The following is a 17061-nucleotide window of genomic DNA, read 5'->3' as shown; positions in this document are numbered from 1 at the left end:
TCGCGATAAGAAATTCGATTAACGCTCGGTTACGACCGAGCCAACTGGAAGCATGCTGACTATGGCTACGATTCATGTAGACGGCAAAGAATATGAGGTCAACGGAGCGGACAACCTGCTGGAAGCTTGTCTGTCTCTTGGCCTTGATATTCCGTACTTTTGCTGGCACCCGGCGCTGGGAAGCGTCGGTGCTTGCCGCCAGTGTGCGGTGAAGCAATATCAGAACGCGGAAGACACGCGTGGTCGCCTGGTGATGTCTTGTATGACACCGGCCACCGAAGGCACCTTTATTTCTATTGATGACGAAGAAGCGAAGCAGTTCCGCGAAAGCGTCGTGGAGTGGTTGATGACTAACCACCCGCACGACTGTCCGGTCTGTGAAGAGGGCGGCAACTGCCACCTGCAGGATATGACCGTCATGACCGGTCACAGCTTCCGTCGCTACCGCTTCACGAAGCGTACTCACCGTAACCAGGACCTGGGGCCGTTCATCTCTCACGAAATGAACCGCTGCATCGCCTGCTATCGCTGTGTACGTTACTACAAAGATTACGCCGATGGTGCGGATCTGGGCGTGTATGGCGCACATGACAACGTCTACTTCGGTCGTCCGGAAGACGGTACGCTCGAAAGCGAATTCTCTGGCAACCTGGTCGAAATTTGTCCAACCGGCGTCTTCACCGATAAAACGCACTCCGAGCGTTATAACCGTAAATGGGACATGCAGTTTGCGCCGAGCATCTGCCAGCAGTGTTCCATCGGCTGTAACACCAGCCCGGGCGAGCGCTACGGTGAACTGCGTCGTATCGAAAACCGTTATAACGGTACCGTTAACCACTACTTCCTCTGCGACCGTGGTCGTTTCGGCTATGGTTACGTGAACCTGAAAGACCGTCCGCGTCAGCCGGTACAGCGTCGTGGCGATGACCTGATCACGCTGAACGCCGAGCAGGCGATGCAGGGCGCGGCAGATATTCTGCGTCAGTCGAAGAAAGTGATTGGTATCGGCTCCCCGCGCGCCAGCGTTGAAAGTAACTTCGCGCTGCGTGAACTGGTCGGTGCGGATAACTTCTATACCGGTATCGCTCAGGGCGAACTGGATCGTCTGCAACTGGCGTTGAGCGTACTGCGTGACGGCGGGATTCATACTCCGGCACTGCGCGAAATCGAATCTTATGATGCGGTTCTGGTGCTGGGCGAAGATGTCACCCAGACCGGCGCACGCGTTGCGCTGGCGGTGCGTCAGGCGGTGAAAGGTAAAGCGCGTGAAATGGCGGCGGCACAGAAAGTGGCTGACTGGCAGATCGCAGCAATCCTTAATATCGGCCAGCGTGCTAAGCATCCGCTGTTCGTTACCAACGTCGATAACACCCGTCTGGACGATATCGCCGCTTGGACCTATCGCGCACCGGTTGAAGATCAGGCGCGTTTAGGTTTCGCTATCGCCCACGCGCTGGATAACAACGCGCCGGCGGTTGACGGTATTGACCGTGACCTGCAGAACAAAATTGACGTTATCGTTCAGGCACTAGCCGGGGCGAAGAAACCACTGATTATTTCCGGCACCAACGCCGGTAGCGCCGAAGTGATTCAGGCGGCTGCCAACGTGGCGAAGGCGCTGAAAGGCCGTGGCGCAGACGTTGGCATCACCATGATTGCTCGCTCGGTTAACAGCATGGGCCTCGGCATGATTGGCGGTGGTTCCCTTGACGATGCGCTGACCGAGCTGGAAACAGGCCGCGCTGACGCTGTTGTGGTGCTGGAAAATGACCTGCATCGCCATGCTTCAGCCGCTCGCGTTGATGCCGCGCTGGCGAAAGCGCCGCTGGTACTGGTCGTTGACCATCAGCGTACGGCAATTATGGAAAACGCCCATCTGGTGCTTTCCGCTGCAAGCTTCGCCGAAAGCGATGGTACGGTGATTAACAACGAAGGCCGCGCCCAGCGTTTCTTCCAGGTTTATGACCCATCCTACTACGACAGCAACACCGTAATGCTGGAAAGCTGGCGCTGGCTGCACTCGCTGCACAGCACCGTGCAGAGCCGTGAAGTGGACTGGACGCAGCTCGACCACGTTATCGACGCGGTTGTTGAGAAGTTGCCGCAGCTGGCGGGCATTAAAGATGCCGCGCCGGACGCAAGCTTCCGTATCCGTGGACAGAAGCTGGCGCGTGAACCGCACCGCTACAGTGGGCGTACCGCAATGCGCGCCAACATCAGCGTACACGAACCGCGTCAACCGCAGGACAAAGACACTATGTTCGCTTTCTCTATGGAAGGGAACAACCAGCCGTCTGCACCGCGTTCACAAATTCCGTTTGCCTGGGCTCCGGGCTGGAACTCCCCACAGGCGTGGAACAAGTTCCAGGATGAAGTGGGCGGTAAACTGCGTCATGGCGATCCGGGCGTGCGCCTGATCGAAGCTTCTGCGGATGGTATGGATTACTTCACTACCGTTCCGGCGAGCTTCCAGGCTCAGGATGGTCAGTGGCGTATCGCGCCTTACTATCACCTGTTTGGCAGTGACGAAATGTCCCAGCGTGCGCCGGTCTTCCAGACCCGTATGCCGCAGCCGTACATCAAACTCAACCCGGCTGATGCCGCGAAGTTGGGTGTTAATGCCGGTACGCGCGTTTCTTTCAGCTACGATGGCAACACGGTTACGCTGCCGGTTGAAATCGCTGAAGGATTAACGGCAGGGCAGGTTGGTTTACCGATGGGCATGCCTGGCATCGCGCCGGTTCTGGCAGGTGCGCGTCTTGAGGATCTGCAGGAGGCACAACAATGAGTTGGATTACACCCGATCTGATTGAGATCCTGCTGAGCATTCTCAAAGCGGTGGTGATCCTGCTGGTGGTGGTCACCTGCGGGGCATTCATGAGCTTTGGCGAACGTCGTCTGCTGGGTCTGTTCCAGAACCGTTACGGACCGAACCGTGTTGGCTGGGGCGGTTCGCTCCAGCTGGTTGCGGACATGATCAAGATGTTCTTTAAAGAAGACTGGATCCCGAAATTCTCGGATCGCGTCATCTTTACCCTGGCACCGATGATCGCCTTCACCTCGCTGCTGCTGGCTTTCGCCATCGTGCCGGTGAGTCCGAACTGGGTGGTTGCTGACCTGAACATCGGGATCCTGTTCTTCCTGATGATGGCGGGCCTCGCGGTATACGCAGTGCTGTTCGCCGGCTGGTCCAGTAACAACAAATACTCCCTGCTCGGTGCGATGCGTGCGTCTGCGCAGACCCTAAGCTACGAAGTGTTCCTCGGACTTTCCCTGATGGGCGTGGTGGCGCAGGCCGGTTCATTTAACATGACCGACATCGTCAACAACCAGGCTGATATCTGGAACGTTATTCCGCAGTTCTTTGGTTTTGTCACCTTTGCCATCGCGGGCGTGGCGGTGTGTCACCGTCACCCGTTTGACCAGCCAGAAGCCGAGCAGGAACTGGCCGACGGTTACCACATTGAATATTCCGGTATGAAATTCGGTCTGTTCTTCGTGGGTGAATACATCGGTATCGTCACCATTTCTGCACTGATGGTTACCCTGTTCTTCGGTGGCTGGCATGGCCCGTTCTTACCGCCATTCGTCTGGTTCGCGCTGAAAACCGCGTTCTTCATGATGATGTTCATTTTGATTCGTGCGTCGTTACCGCGTCCTCGTTATGACCAGGTAATGTCCTTCGGCTGGAAAGTCTGTCTGCCGCTGACGCTCGTCAACTTGCTGGTAACTGCGGCTGTCATTCTCTGGCAGGCGCAATAAGGGACACAAAGACCATGACCTTAAAAGAATTGTTCGTAGGTTTCGGCACCCAGGTACGCAGTATCTGGATGATCGGCCTGCATGCGTTCGCGAAACGCGAAACGCAGATGTACCCGGAAGAGCCGGTCTATCTACCGCCCCGTTTTCGTGGTCGTATCGTTCTGACTCGTGATCCAGACGGTGAAGAGCGCTGCGTTGCCTGTAACCTGTGTGCGGTAGCGTGTCCGGTAGGCTGTATCTCTTTGCAAAAAGCAGAGACCAAAGATGGCCGCTGGTATCCGGAGTTTTTCCGCATTAACTTCTCACGCTGCATTTTCTGCGGCCTGTGCGAAGAAGCCTGTCCGACAACGGCTATTCAGCTGACTCCAGATTTCGAGCTGGGTGAGTACAAGCGCCAGGACCTGGTTTACGAGAAAGAGGATCTGCTGATCTCCGGTCCGGGCAAATACCCGGAATATAACTTCTACCGGATGGCAGGTATGGCAATCGACGGCAAAGATAAGGGCGAAGCAGAGAACGAAGCCAAGCCTATCGACGTCAAGAGCCTGTTACCGTAAGGAGAGGGGCAATGGAGTTCGCTTTTTATATCTGTGGCCTGATAGCCATTCTCGCAACCTTGCGGGTGATCACCCACACCAATCCGGTACACGCGCTGCTGTATCTGATTATTTCGCTGCTGGCGATTTCCGGGGTGTTCTTCTCGTTAGGCGCTTACTTCGCCGGTGCGCTGGAAATTATCGTCTACGCGGGCGCTATCATGGTGCTGTTCGTATTCGTGGTAATGATGCTCAACCTCGGTGGTTCTGAAATTGAACAGGAACGCCAGTGGCTGAAACCTCAGGTGTGGATTGGTCCGGCGATTCTGTCGGCCATCATGCTGGTGGTCATTGTTTACGCCATTCTGGGCGTAAACGATCAGGGCATCGACGGGACGCCAATTAGCGCGAAAGCAGTCGGTATTTCCCTGTTCGGACCGTATGTACTGGCGGTCGAACTGGCTTCGATGCTGCTGCTGGCGGGCCTGGTTGTGGCCTTCCACGTGGGGCGCGAAGAGCGTTCAGGTGAAGTGCTGAGCAATCGCACTGATGACCGCGCGAAAAGAAAAACGGAGGAGCACGCATGATCCCCTTACAACATGGACTGATCCTCGCTGCGATTTTATTCGTCCTGGGTTTGACCGGTCTGGTTATCCGTCGCAATCTGCTGTTTATGCTGATCGGGCTGGAAATCATGATTAACGCCTCCGCGCTGGCCTTTGTGGTCGCCGGAAGCTACTGGGGCCAGACCGATGGTCAGGTGATGTACATTCTCGCCATCAGCCTTGCGGCTGCGGAAGCGAGCATTGGACTTGCGCTGTTGCTGCAACTTCATCGCCGTCGCCAGAACCTGAACATCGATTCAGTAAGTGAGATGCGTGGATGAACATGCTTGCCTTAACCATTATTCTGCCATTTATTGGCTTTGTATTACTGGCGTTTTCCCGTGGTCGTTGGTCAGAAAATCTGTCCGCTACCGTGGGTGTCGGGTCGATTGGTCTGGCCGCGCTGGTGACTGCGTTTGTTGGCGTTGATTTCTTTGCCAATGGCCAGCAGGCTTACAGCCAGCCGCTGTGGACCTGGATGTCAGTCGGCGACTTCAACATCGGTTTTAACCTGGTGCTGGATGGCCTGTCGCTGACTATGCTCTCCGTGGTGACCGGCGTTGGTTTCCTGATCCACATGTTCGCCTCCTGGTATATGCGCGGAGAAGAGGGCTATTCTCGTTTCTTCGCCTACACCAACCTGTTTATCGCCAGCATGGTGGTTCTGGTGCTGGCGGATAACCTGCTGCTGATGTACCTCGGCTGGGAAGGCGTGGGCCTGTGCTCCTATCTGCTGATTGGTTTCTACTATACCGATCCGAAGAATGGCGCTGCGGCAATGAAAGCCTTTGTGGTAACCCGTGTTGGTGACGTATTCCTGGCGTTCGCGCTGTTCATCCTCTACAACGAGCTGGGCACGCTGAACTTCCGCGAAATGGTGGAACTGGCGCCTGCGCACTTTGCAGATGGTAACAACATGCTGATGTGGGCAACCCTGATGCTGCTGGGCGGTGCGGTCGGTAAATCTGCGCAGTTGCCGTTGCAAACATGGCTTGCTGATGCGATGGCCGGCCCGACGCCTGTCTCTGCGCTTATCCACGCTGCGACGATGGTTACCGCCGGTGTCTACCTGATTGCACGTACGCACGGCCTGTTCCTGATGACCCCAGAAATCCTGCACCTGGTGGGGATTATCGGTGCCATCACTCTGGTGCTGGCGGGTTTTGCTGCGCTGGTACAGACCGACATCAAACGCGTTCTTGCGTACTCCACCATGAGCCAGATTGGTTATATGTTCCTGGCTCTCGGCGTACAGGCGTGGGATGCGGCGATTTTCCACCTGATGACGCACGCCTTCTTTAAAGCGCTGCTGTTCCTGGCATCCGGCTCGGTTATCCTGGCTTGCCACCACGAACAGAACATCTTCAAGATGGGCGGCCTGCGTAAGTCAATTCCGCTGGTGTATCTCTGCTTCCTGATCGGTGGCGCGGCGCTGTCGGCTCTGCCGCTGATTACCGCTGGCTTCTTCAGTAAGGATGAGATTCTGGCCGGTGCAATGGCGAATGGTCATATTAATCTGATGGTTGCAGGTCTGGTCGGTGCGTTCATGACCTCTCTGTACACCTTCCGTATGATTTTCATCGTGTTCCACGGTAAAGAACAAATTCACGCTCATGCAGGGAAGGGGATTACCCATCATCTGCCGCTGATTGTGCTGATGATCCTGTCCACCTTCGTTGGCGCGCTGATTGTGCCACCGCTGCAGGGTGTACTGCCTGCGACGACCGAGCTTGAGCATGGTCGCGTTATGACGCTGGAAATTACCTCCGGTATCGTAGCGATTGCGGGCATCCTGATCGCAGCATGGCTGTGGCTGGGTAAACGCCAGCTTGTGACATCGATTGCCAACAGTGCGCCGGGCCGCCTGCTGGGTACCTGGTGGTATAACGCCTGGGGCTTCGACTGGCTGTACGACAAAGTGTTCGTCAAGCCGTTCCTGGGTGTTGCCTGGTTGCTGAAACGCGATCCGCTCAACTCAATGATGAACATTCCGGCGATCCTTTCCCGCTTTGCAGGTAAAGGCCTGCTGTTGAGCGAGAACGGTTATCTGCGCTGGTATGTGGCATCAATGAGCATCGGCGCCGTCGTTGTGCTGGCACTGTTGATGGTACTGCGTTGAGTTTGAGGATTGTGGGGTTGATGTCGGATGGCGCTGGTGCTTATCCGACCTACGGGAATCTGTAGGCCCGGTAAGCGTTCGCGCCACCGGGCAAAAAAAGCCGCAATCCGAAGTGAATTTTCTGTTTGAGAATTCGTTGAAAATCAGGTCCTGATGGGACTTTAACAAGGAATAAAGATCGCCATGTTACTACCCTGGCTAATATTAATTCCCTTTATCGGTGGCTTCCTGTGCTGGCAGACCGAACGCTTTGGCGTGAAGGTGCCGCGCTGGATCGCGCTGATTACCATGGGATTGACGCTGGCGCTTGGCCTGCAACTGTGGTTGCAGGGCGGCTATTCACTGACGCAATCCGCTGGCATTCCGCAGTGGCAGTCTGAGTTTGTCCTGCCGTGGATCCCACGTTTTGGCATATCTATTCATCTGGCTATCGACGGTCTGTCGCTGCTGATGGTAGTGCTGACCGGTCTGCTCGGTGTTCTGGCGGTACTTTGCTCCTGGAATGAAATCGAAAAATACCAGGGCTTCTTCCATCTGAACCTGATGTGGATCTTAGGCGGCGTGATCGGCGTGTTCCTTGCCATCGACATGTTCCTGTTCTTCTTCTTCTGGGAAATGATGCTGGTGCCGATGTACTTCCTGATCGCGTTGTGGGGGCATAAAGCCTCTGACGGTAAAACGCGTATCACGGCGGCGACCAAGTTCTTCATTTATACCCAGGCGAGTGGTCTGGTGATGTTGATTGCCATCCTGGCGCTGGTGTTTGTGCACTATAAAGCGACCGGTGTGTGGACCTTCAACTATGAAGAGCTGCTGAATACCCCGATGTCCCACGGTGTGGAATATCTGCTGATGCTGGGCTTCTTCATCGCCTTCGCGGTGAAAATGCCGGTGGTTCCGCTGCACGGCTGGTTGCCGGATGCACACTCCCAGGCGCCGACCGCAGGTTCCGTTGACCTGGCGGGGATTTTGCTGAAAACCGCAGCCTACGGTCTGCTGCGCTTCTCCCTGCCGCTGTTCCCGAACGCGTCGGCGGAGTTTGCACCTATCGCAATGTGGCTGGGCGTTATCGGTATCTTCTACGGCGCGTGGATGGCCTTTAATCAGTACGATATCAAACGCCTGATCGCTTACACCTCCGTATCGCACATGGGCTTCGTACTGATTGCTATCTACACCGGCAGCCAGTTGGCTTACCAGGGTGCGGTTATTCAGATGATCGCGCACGGTCTGTCCGCAGCCGGTCTGTTCATTCTGTGTGGTCAGCTGTACGAACGTCTGCACACGCGTGATATGCGTATGATGGGCGGCCTGTGGGGCAAAATGAAATGGTTGCCTGCGCTGTCAATGTTCTTCGCCGTGTGTACGCTGGGTATGCCTGGTACAGGTAACTTCGTTGGCGAATTTATGATTCTGTTCGGCAGCTACCAGGTGGTTCCGGTCATTACCGTGATCTCGACCTTTGGTCTGGTGTTTGCCTCTGTTTACTCGCTGGCGATGTTGCATCGCGCTTACTTCGGTAAAGCGAAGAGCCAGATTGCCAGTGTTGAACTGCCAGGGATGTCGCTGCGTGAGCTGTTTATCATCCTGTTGCTGGTCGTGCTTCTGGTACTGCTTGGCTTCTATCCGCAGCCGATTCTGGATACCTCGCATTCTGCGATGAGCAACATCCAGCAGTGGTTTGTTAATTCCGTTACTACTACAAGGCCGTAAATCGCCATGACAATAACTCCACAACACCTGATTGCGCTGCTACCGCTGCTGATCGTCGGCTTGACGGTGGTGGTTGTGATGCTCTCCATTGCGTGGCGACGCAATCACTTCCTCAATGCCACGTTATCGGTCATTGGGCTTAACGCCGCGCTGGTTTCGCTCTGGTTTGTTGGCCAGGCGGGCGCCATGGACGTCACCCCGCTGATGCGGGTTGACGGTTTCGCCATGCTCTACACCGGACTGGTGCTGCTGGCCAGTCTTGCCACCTGTACCTTTGCTTACCCGTGGCTGGAAGGCTACGACGACAACCGGGAAGAGTTCTACCTGTTGGTGCTGATTGCCGCACTCGGCGGTATTCTGCTGGCTAACGCTAACCATCTGGCGGCGCTGTTCCTTGGTATTGAGCTGATCTCTCTGCCGCTGTTTGGTCTGGTTGGCTATGCGTTCCGTCAGAAACGTTCGCTGGAAGCCAGTATCAAATACACCATTCTGTCTGCCGCAGCGTCTTCCTTCCTGCTGTTCGGTATGGCGCTGGTGTACGCGCAGTCTGGCAATCTGTCGTTTGTTGCGCTCGGTAAGAGCCTCGGCGACGGCATGCTGCACGAACCGCTGCTGCTGGCGGGCTTCGGTCTGATGATTGTTGGCCTCGGCTTTAAACTTTCGCTGGTTCCGTTCCACCTGTGGACGCCAGACGTTTACCAGGGCGCTCCGGCTCCGGTTTCCACCTTCCTGGCGACGGCGAGCAAAATCGCTATCTTCGGCGTGGTGATGCGTCTGTTCCTGTACGCACCGGTAGGGGATAGCGAAGCGGTACGTATCGTACTGGGCGTGATTGCCTTTGCTTCCATCATCTTCGGTAACCTGATGGCGCTGAGCCAGACCAATATTAAACGTCTGCTCGGTTACTCTTCTATCTCTCATCTCGGCTACCTGCTGGTGGCGCTGATTGCTCTGCAGAGCGGTGAGATGTCGATGGAAGCGGTTGGCGTTTACCTGGCCGGTTACCTGTTCAGCAGCCTCGGCGCGTTCGGTGTGGTCAGCCTGATGTCCAGCCCGTACCGTGGCCCGGATGCGGACTCCCTGTTCTCCTACCGTGGTCTGTTCTGGCATCGTCCGATCCTCGCGGCAGTGATGACGGTAATGATGCTGTCTCTGGCCGGTATCCCGATGACGCTGGGCTTTATCGGTAAGTTCTACGTACTGGCAGTCGGTGTGCAGGCTAACCTGTGGTGGCTGGTTGCCGCTGTGGTGGTCGGTTCGGCGATTGGTTTGTACTACTACCTGCGTGTTGCCGTGAGCCTGTACCTGAGCGCACCGCAACAGCTGAACCGCGATGCGCCATCCAACTGGCAGTACAGCGCGGGCGGTATCGTGGTGCTGATTTCTGCCCTGCTGGTACTGGTGCTGGGTATTTACCCGCAACCGCTGATCAGCATTGTGCAGTTAGCGACTCCGCTGATGTAAGGCTACATGCAGTAACGAAAAAACCCGCCTCGGCGGGTTTTTTTATGCGTGAAATACGGTCAGTTCAATAGCTGACGGCTCACCAGCGGACCGCTGATGCCTTTTGCTGTGCGATCCATCACTTCCTGGATCACTGAAGAAAGCTCATTGACTTCGAATTTGGCCACGTAGCCATCCGCTTTTACTCGGCGAACGTGATCTTCGTTCGCACTACCGGAAAGCGAAGAGTGGATAACGACCGGGATTTTCTTCAGGCGTTCGTCGGTTTTTATTTTGCGGGTAAGCGTAAAACCGTCCATCTCCGGCATTTCGAGATCGGTGAGTACCAGGGCGATCTTCTCGCTAATAGGCTTGCCCTCCGCCAGTGCTTCTGCGGAAAGCTGCTGTATTTTTTCCCACGCATCCTGGCCCGTTACATGCATCAGATGCGGGATTTCCATGGCGTTAAGCCCTTTTTCCAGCATTGCGCGGGCCACTTTTGAATCATCTGCCACAATCGCCACCGCACCCGGCGTGATGTTGAATTTATTGGTTTTCAGATCGGTTGCGCGCAGGTCGTGGTTCGCCGGTACGATGTCGTACAAGATCTGCTCAACGTCGAGCACCAGCGCCAGGTTGTTGGTCTCTTTGTTGTCGTCCAGGCAAGCGATACTGGTGATATAGCGACCATTGACGGCTTTCTCGGCGGTATGCACCTGTTGCCAGTCCAGGCGCATAATGTTTTCCACTGACTCCACCGCAAACGCCTGGACGCTGCGGGCATATTCTGTGATCAACAGGATGTTGAGTCCGGTCTCTGGTTTACAGCCCGCGACGGCGGGCAGGTCAATCACCGGGATCACCTGATCGCGAATATTAACCATACCCAGCAGCGGGGCCTTCATACCAGCCGGACGCGTAAAGGTCGGCATCGGCACGATTTCACGCAGTTTGAATACGTTGATGCCAAATAGCTCTGATTTCTGCTCCTCAACAGATTTGCCGAGGCGAAATAGTAGCAGTTCAAAACGGTTAGACAGGGTTAGGTTTGTCCTGTCATCAATATCTTTCTGGAAATTGTTCATCCTGTCCTCAGTGTGAAAGCCAGCCTTTCCACTGTTATCGGCACTGAGGCGGAAAAATAAAGCGTTAAACGCTGAAAATGGCGAAATCGTGAGCCAGTTCCGTGTCTGGAAAAATCGCTTTGCACTCTTCAAGCAAACGCTGACAGCCTTTTTCATCATAGCGTGAGCTAACGTGGGTCATGATCAGGCGTCCCACTCCGGCATCCAGCGCCAGCTGTGCTGCTTGTCGGGTTGAGCTGTGCCCGCGACTGTTCGCTTTCTCCTCCATTGAGGCATCCAGCGTGGTTTCGTGTACCATGACATCTACACCTCGAGCCAGTTCAATGGCGGACGCGCAGGGTTCTGTGTCACCGAAAATAGCGACTGATTTTCCCCTGGTGGCCGGGGCGAGGAAGTCGGCGCCGTGGATCCTACGTCCATCCTCCAGCACGATAGTTTTCCCGGCTTTCAAATCCTGAAACCACGGGCCCGCTTTAACACCTGCCGCCTTCAGGGCGTTAGCGTCAAGCGCACCGGGTTTGTCATGCTCTTGAATGCGAAAACCGTAGCACTCCAGCGGATGCGCCAGCGGGTACGCCGTGACTTTACGCAGGCCGTCATCGACAATCTCACCTGCGGTGATTTCCACAATTTCCATCGGATAATCGGTCCAGGAGCCGCTCAGACGTAATGCGGTTTCGGTAAACTCTCGCAACCCTTTTGGCCCGTAAAGCGTCAGAGGCTGGACATTGCCGGCCATTGAGCGACTGCACAGTAGTCCCGGTAAACCAAACAGGTGATCGCCGTGCAGATGGCTGATAAAAATACGATCGAGTTTTCCTGGATTGAAAGGAGTGGTGAGCATCTGATGCTGCGTCCCTTCACCGCAATCAAAAAGCCACAGCCCCGCCTGAGTCGGGTGTTGCAGATTCAGTAAAATTGCCGTTACATTGCGTGAGCGAGTGGGGACTCCCGCTGACGTGCCTAAAAATAGTAATTCCATCTTCGCGTTACACTTTTCGCCATCAATAAGGCAGGGTGTTCAGGTTATCACAACATAGGGGCAGACAATGATTCACTGGCAAGATCTCCACCATGCAAAGCTGAGTACCCAACAACTGTACGCACTACTTCAGTTGCGATGCGCGGTGTTTGTAGTTGAGCAACAGTGTCCGTACCTGGATGTGGATGGCGATGACCTGGTTGGAGAGAATCGCCATATTCTGGGCTGGCATAACGATGAGCTGGTGGCGTATGCGAGGATTCTGAAAAGCGATGACGAGCTGGAGCCGGTGGTGATTGGTCGGGTGATTGTAAGCGAAGCGCTGCGTGGTGAAAAACTGGGGCAACAGCTGATGGCCCAGACGCTGGCATCCTGCGCGCAACACTGGCCACACAAGGCGTTATATCTGGGCGCGCAGGCGCATCTGCAATCGTTCTATGCGCGCTTTGGCTTTGTTCCGGTAACGGATATCTATGACGAAGACGGTATTCCACACGTCGGAATGGCGCGGGAAGCACATCAGGCGTAAACAGGCACAAACAGTCCAGGTTGTCTATAGTTAGCGGGTACGTCAATTGAAAGGGAGAATATAATGTCTTTTCATTCTTATGAATCACGTATCGATGATGATCTGGAATTATTGAGTGAAACGCTGGAAGAGGTGCTGCGTTCTTCTGGCGACCCAGCAGATCAAAAATACCTTGAGTTAAAAGCGCGGGCAGAGCGGGCGTTAGAAGAGGTGAGAAATCGCGTCAGCCATGCTTCTGATAGCTACTATTACCGTGCGAAAAAAGCTGTTTGTCGGGCGGATGACTATGTGCACGAAAAACCCTGGCGCGGGATTGGCGTTGGCGCCACAGTCGGTTTAGTGATGGGATTATTGTTAGCACGGCGATAAATTCCGTTCTGTCATCGCATTTGTACGTACTCCCTAACTGGGGGTACTGCTTTTTCTGCTCAGTACCCCGTATAATGTGAGGTTTTTAACAGGGAGAGGTCCGCGTGCATTCAATCACTACTGCGCTGGAAAGTCTGATGCGTCATTTGTCGCAAGAGTTACCAGCCGCACCTGGAATTCGTATTTACGACATACCTTTCCCACTGAATGATGCGTTTGACGCTTTAGGATGGCTGGCTAGCCAACCCGTCTGGCCCCAGTTTTACTGGCAGCAGCGTAACGGCGACGAAGAGGCTGCCGTACTGGGAGCCGTCGCCGCATTTTCCTCGCTGGAATCAGCTCAGCAGTTTTTACGCCAGCATGATAATCATCCCGACCTGCGTATCTGGGGCCTGAATGCCTTTGAGCCTCAGCGCGGCAATTTGCTGCTGCCGCGGCTGGAGTGGCGACGTTGTGCCGGGGTGGCGAGCTTACGCTTACATCTCTATAGCGACGTATCGCTGCGAGACGACGCCGCGCAGGCGGTGGCGTTTATCACCTCGCTTGCCAACGTTAAGCCGCTACCCGCATTGCGTCTCAGTTTGACGGGAGAACAGAACTGGCCAGATAAAGCGGGCTGGACAAATCTGATAAAACTCGCCACCCAAACGATCGCAGGAGAAGACCTCGATAAGGTCGTGCTGGCGCGGGCGACCGACTTACAGTTTTCTCAGCCGGTTAATGCCGCGGCCGTGATGGCATCCAGCCGTCGCTTAAACCTGAACTGCTACCATTTCTTTATGGCATTCTCTGCCGACTCCGCTTTTCTTGGCTCTTCCCCTGAGCGTCTGTATCGGCGGCGAGACACGGCGCTGCGCACCGAGGCGCTGGCCGGAACCGTGGCCAATCATCCAGAGGATCATCGGGCCTGGCAGTTGGGTGAATGGCTAATGAAAGATGATAAAAACCAGCGTGAGAATATGCTGGTGGTTGAAGATATTTGCCAGCGCCTGCAAGGCTGTACGCAAACTCTCGACGTGCTGCCGCCACAGGTGCTCAGGCTGCGTAAAGTGCAGCACCTGCGCCGTTGCATCTGGACGGAACTGAATCAGGCCGACGATACGCTTTGCCTGATGCAACTCCAGCCCACGGCGGCTGTCGCCGGTATTCCGCGAGAGCTGGCGCGTGAATTCATCCAACAAAATGAACCCTTTGAACGTGAGTGGTATGCCGGTTCTGCGGGTTATCTTTCACGGCGCCAAAGTGAGTTTTGCGTGTCACTACGTTCGGCGAAAATTAGCGCAAACGTGGTGCGCCTTTATGCCGGGGCAGGGATCGTACGTGGTTCAGATCCTGAGCAGGAATGGCAAGAAATAGACAACAAAGCGGCGGGTTTACGTACTTTATTACAGATGGAAGCCTAATGAGTCACACATTACCGACTCATATCAAAAATCCATTTATTCGATTCTTTATACTGTGTCGCAATATTGATACCGGACAATCTCATGTCAGTAAGCGCATTTAACCGACGCTGGGCGGCGGTCATTCTGGAAGCACTCACTCGCCACGGCGTCAGGCATGTCTGCATTGCCCCTGGCTCTCGTTCTACACCGTTGACGCTGGCGGCAGCGGAAAACCCCGCATTCATCCATCACACCCATTTTGACGAGCGTGGTCTTGGGCATCTGGCCTTAGGTCTGGCAAAAGTTAGCCGTCAGCCTGTCGCCGTGATTGTGACGTCCGGTACCGCGGTGGCGAATTTATATCCCGCGTTGATTGAAGCGGGCCTGACCGGTGAAAAACTAATTTTACTTACGGCAGACCGACCGCCAGAGCTTATCGACTGTGGTGCGAACCAGGCGATTCGTCAGGCCGGAATGTTTGCCTCGCATCCATCGCAAACGCTCTCTTTACCGCGTCCGACTCAGGACATTCCGGCAAGCTGGCTGGTGTCCACTATTGATAATGCGTTAGCAACCCTGCATAGCGGGGCGGTTCATATCAATTGCCCGTTTGCGGAACCGCTGTATGGCGATATGGACGAAACGGGGATTGCCTGGCAACAGCGCCTCGGCGACTGGTGGCAGGACGATAAACCCTGGCTGCGAGAAGCGCGTCGGCTGGAAAGCGACAAACAGCGCGACTGGTTTTTCTGGCGACAAAAACGCGGCGTAGTCATTGCGGGCCGCATGAGCGCTGAAGAAGGTAAGAAGGTTGCGCAGTGGGCGCAGACGTTAGGCTGGCCGCTGATTGGTGATGTTCTGTCGCAAACCGGACAACCGCTGCCGTGCGCCGACCTGTGGCTGGGAAATGCGAAAGCGGTAGCTGAGTTACAGCAGGCGCAGATTGTGGTGCAGCTTGGCAGCAGCCTGACCGGAAAACGACTCCTGCAATGGCAGGCCAGCTGCGATCCGCAGGAATACTGGATTGTCGATAATATCGAAGGCCGCCTCGATCCGGCTCACCATCGTGGCCGCAGGCTGGTGGCGAAAGTTGGCGACTGGCTGGAGCTGCATCCGGCGGAGAAACGTCAGCCCTGGTACGTGGAAATCCCTCGTCTGGCACAACTGGCCTGGCAGGCGGTAGAAGCCCGTCGTGAGGCGTTTGGTGAAGCGCAATTAGCCCACCGTATTCGCGAATACTTGCCGGAGCAGGGGCAGCTGTTCGTGGGTAACAGTCTGGTGGTACGCCTGATTGATGCGCTGTCGCAGCTTCCGGCTGGTTACCCGGTCTATAGCAACCGTGGCGCGAGTGGTATTGACGGCCTGCTGTCAACGGCAGCAGGTGTACAGCGTGCCAGCGCGAAATCGACGCTGGCGATTGTTGGCGATTTATCTGCATTGTATGACCTGAATGCGTTGGCGTTATTGCGCCAGGTTTCTGCACCGTTTGTCCTGATAGTGGTCAACAATAACGGCGGACAGATTTTTTCTCTGCTGCCGACGCCAGCCAGCGAACGCGAACGGTTCTATCTGATGCCGCAGAACGTACATTTCGAGCATGCTGCCGCCATGTTTAACCTTAAATACCAGCGCCCGGAAAACTGGGAGCAGCTGGAGAGCGCGTTGACTAACGCCTGGCGTACTCCTGCGGCCACGGTGATTGAGCTGGTGGTGAATGAAACTGACGGGGCGCAAACCTTGCAGCAACTGCTGGCGCGGGTAAGTCATCTATGATCTTGTATGCGCAGGCGAAAGAGGGCCAGACGGGATTTCCCTGGCTGGTTTTCCTGCACGGTTTCTCTGGCGATTGTCGGGAATGGCAGACGGTCGGCGAAGCGTTTCAGGATTATTCGCGGCTATACATCGATCTGCCGGGACACGGTGGCTCTGCTGACATCAGCGTGAGCGGATTCGATGACGTAAACGTTTTGCTGCGTAATACTCTACTTAGTTACAACATACACAACTACTGGTTGGTGGGATACTCTCTTGGTGGCAGAGTCGCGATGATGGCGGCCTGTCAGGAGATGCCTGGGCTTTGTGGTCTGGTGGTTGAAGGTGGACATCCAGGCTTGCAAGGCGAAGAGGCGCGCGTTCAGCGTCGTCTCTCGGATGGCCGCTGGGCTGCGCGTTTTCGCGCAGAGCCGCTACGTGAGGTGTTTAATGACTGGTATCAACAGCCCGTTTTTTCCTCGCTGAACACGGCGCAAAGAGAGGCGCTGGTCGCTCTGCGTAGCCAGAATAATGGGCAAACGCTGGCGGCAATGCTGGAGGCCACCTCGCTTGCCGTACAACCTGATTTACGTGCGCAACTCACGACGCGCACATTTCCGTTTTATTATTTATGTGGTGAACGTGACGATAAATTCCGCGCTCTGGCGGCGGAAATATCAGTACCAAACCATGTGATTCGTAATGCCGGACACAACGCGCATCGGGACAACCCCGCGGGTGTAGTGGACTGTCTGGCTCAGATTCTGCGTCGCTGACTATA

The 17061-nt window shown here is 55.4% G+C and carries 15 protein-coding genes; 13 read left to right on the top strand and 2 right to left on the bottom strand.

The features are described from left to right. Nucleotides 1–61: 61 nt before the first annotated feature. From nuoG to nuoN, 8 genes are all read left to right on the top strand, one after another. Complete coding sequence (gene nuoG, locus OGV89_RS09055) at nt 62–2788, top strand: NADH-quinone oxidoreductase subunit NuoG (protein WP_003839358.1); 2727 nt, start codon at nt 62–64, stop codon at nt 2786–2788. Then, nucleotides 2785–3762 carry an NADH-quinone oxidoreductase subunit NuoH gene (gene nuoH, locus OGV89_RS09050; RefSeq protein WP_003028063.1) on the top strand — a complete coding sequence of 326 codons (978 nt, stop codon included), beginning with the start codon at nt 2785–2787 and terminating at the stop codon, nt 3760–3762. Before nuoG ends, nuoH begins: the two co-directional genes overlap by 4 nt. 14 nt (nt 3763–3776) lie before the next feature. Next, the gene (gene nuoI / locus OGV89_RS09045) at nt 3777–4319 is read left to right on the top strand and encodes an NADH-quinone oxidoreductase subunit NuoI (RefSeq protein ID WP_003028062.1); all 543 of its coding nucleotides are present in this window, start codon (nt 3777–3779) and stop codon (nt 4317–4319) included. A gap of 11 nt (nt 4320–4330) precedes the next feature. Then, nucleotides 4331–4885: an NADH-quinone oxidoreductase subunit J gene (gene nuoJ / locus OGV89_RS09040; RefSeq protein ID WP_003028059.1), complete on the top strand. Its 555-nt coding sequence runs from the start codon at nt 4331–4333 to the stop codon at nt 4883–4885. Continuing rightward, nucleotides 4882–5184 carry an NADH-quinone oxidoreductase subunit NuoK gene (nuoK, locus tag OGV89_RS09035; RefSeq protein ID WP_000612644.1) on the top strand — a complete coding sequence of 101 codons (303 nt, stop codon included), beginning with the start codon at nt 4882–4884 and terminating at the stop codon, nt 5182–5184. Before nuoJ ends, nuoK begins: the two co-directional genes overlap by 4 nt. After that, nucleotides 5181–7022: an NADH-quinone oxidoreductase subunit L gene (gene nuoL, locus OGV89_RS09030; protein ID WP_003027695.1), complete on the top strand. Its 1842-nt coding sequence runs from the start codon at nt 5181–5183 to the stop codon at nt 7020–7022. Before nuoK ends, nuoL begins: the two co-directional genes overlap by 4 nt. A gap of 183 nt (nt 7023–7205) precedes the next feature. Beyond that, nucleotides 7206–8735 (top strand): NADH-quinone oxidoreductase subunit M, encoded by a 1530-nt coding sequence (nuoM, locus tag OGV89_RS09025; protein WP_003027692.1) that lies wholly within the window; start codon nt 7206–7208, stop codon nt 8733–8735. Between the two features lie 6 nt (nt 8736–8741). Then, on the top strand, nt 8742–10199 hold the full coding sequence (gene nuoN, locus OGV89_RS09020) for an NADH-quinone oxidoreductase subunit NuoN (protein WP_003027689.1): 1458 nt from the start codon (nt 8742–8744) through the stop codon (nt 10197–10199). Between the two features lie 59 nt (nt 10200–10258). On the opposite strand, the gene OGV89_RS09015 is transcribed toward nuoN, so the two are convergent. Beyond that, entirely contained in the window at nt 10259–11263 is a 1005-nt protein-coding gene (locus OGV89_RS09015) for a chemotaxis protein (protein WP_003839364.1), read from the bottom strand. 64 nt (nt 11264–11327) lie between these two features. Beyond that, nucleotides 11328–12245 carry a ribonuclease BN gene (gene rbn / locus OGV89_RS09010; RefSeq protein ID WP_286558531.1) on the bottom strand — a complete coding sequence of 306 codons (918 nt, stop codon included), beginning with the start codon at nt 12243–12245 and terminating at the stop codon, nt 11328–11330. A 67-nt stretch (nt 12246–12312) separates the two neighbouring features. Here rbn and OGV89_RS09005 point away from each other — a divergent pair, with 67 nt between their 5' ends. The 5 genes from OGV89_RS09005 to menH all read left to right on the top strand — a co-directional run bounded on the left by OGV89_RS09005 (nt 12313) and on the right by menH (nt 17056). Next, on the top strand, nt 12313–12774 hold the full coding sequence (locus tag OGV89_RS09005; RefSeq protein WP_003845092.1) for a GNAT family N-acetyltransferase: 462 nt from the start codon (nt 12313–12315) through the stop codon (nt 12772–12774). A 63-nt stretch (nt 12775–12837) separates the two neighbouring features. Beyond that, nucleotides 12838–13143, top strand: coding sequence for a stress response protein ElaB (gene elaB, locus OGV89_RS09000; protein ID WP_003027683.1), 306 nt, complete (start codon nt 12838–12840; stop codon nt 13141–13143). Between the two features lie 104 nt (nt 13144–13247). Next, nucleotides 13248–14546: an isochorismate synthase MenF gene (gene menF / locus OGV89_RS08995; RefSeq protein ID WP_181826100.1), complete on the top strand. Its 1299-nt coding sequence runs from the start codon at nt 13248–13250 to the stop codon at nt 14544–14546. An 84-nt stretch (nt 14547–14630) separates the two neighbouring features. After that, nucleotides 14631–16301 (top strand): 2-succinyl-5-enolpyruvyl-6-hydroxy-3-cyclohexene-1-carboxylic-acid synthase, encoded by a 1671-nt coding sequence (gene menD, locus OGV89_RS08990; protein WP_230121831.1) that lies wholly within the window; start codon nt 14631–14633, stop codon nt 16299–16301. Beyond that, nucleotides 16298–17056 (top strand): 2-succinyl-6-hydroxy-2,4-cyclohexadiene-1-carboxylate synthase, encoded by a 759-nt coding sequence (gene menH, locus OGV89_RS08985; protein WP_286558528.1) that lies wholly within the window; start codon nt 16298–16300, stop codon nt 17054–17056. The genes menD and menH overlap by 4 nt, the downstream gene beginning before the upstream one ends. The last annotated feature ends 5 nt before the right edge of the window (nt 17057–17061 follow it).

It is taken from the genome of Citrobacter sp. Cf125, assembly GCF_030333935.1.
Classification (GTDB): domain Bacteria; phylum Pseudomonadota; class Gammaproteobacteria; order Enterobacterales; family Enterobacteriaceae; genus Citrobacter; species Citrobacter freundii.
This window is presented reverse-complemented; position numbering and strand designations above follow the sequence as displayed.

Coding starts and splice junctions, on each gene's coding strand:
- nuoJ (WP_003028059.1), top strand. CDS start 4,331: ATGGAGTTCGCTTTTTATATCTGTGGCCTGATAGCCATTCTCGCAACC.
- nuoI (WP_003028062.1), top strand. CDS start 3,777: ATGACCTTAAAAGAATTGTTCGTAGGTTTCGGCACCCAGGTACGCAGT.
- OGV89_RS09005 (WP_003845092.1), top strand. CDS start 12,313: ATGATTCACTGGCAAGATCTCCACCATGCAAAGCTGAGTACCCAACAA.
- nuoM (WP_003027692.1), top strand. CDS start 7,206: ATGTTACTACCCTGGCTAATATTAATTCCCTTTATCGGTGGCTTCCTG.
- OGV89_RS09015 (WP_003839364.1), bottom strand. CDS start 11,263: ATGAACAATTTCCAGAAAGATATTGATGACAGGACAAACCTAACCCTG.
- nuoL (WP_003027695.1), top strand. CDS start 5,181: ATGAACATGCTTGCCTTAACCATTATTCTGCCATTTATTGGCTTTGTA.
- menH (WP_286558528.1), top strand. CDS start 16,298: ATGATCTTGTATGCGCAGGCGAAAGAGGGCCAGACGGGATTTCCCTGG.
- elaB (WP_003027683.1), top strand. CDS start 12,838: ATGTCTTTTCATTCTTATGAATCACGTATCGATGATGATCTGGAATTA.
- nuoK (WP_000612644.1), top strand. CDS start 4,882: ATGATCCCCTTACAACATGGACTGATCCTCGCTGCGATTTTATTCGTC.
- nuoG (WP_003839358.1), top strand. CDS start 62: ATGGCTACGATTCATGTAGACGGCAAAGAATATGAGGTCAACGGAGCG.
- rbn (WP_286558531.1), bottom strand. CDS start 12,245: ATGGAATTACTATTTTTAGGCACGTCAGCGGGAGTCCCCACTCGCTCA.
- nuoH (WP_003028063.1), top strand. CDS start 2,785: ATGAGTTGGATTACACCCGATCTGATTGAGATCCTGCTGAGCATTCTC.
- menD (WP_230121831.1), top strand. CDS start 14,631: ATGTCAGTAAGCGCATTTAACCGACGCTGGGCGGCGGTCATTCTGGAA.
- nuoN (WP_003027689.1), top strand. CDS start 8,742: ATGACAATAACTCCACAACACCTGATTGCGCTGCTACCGCTGCTGATC.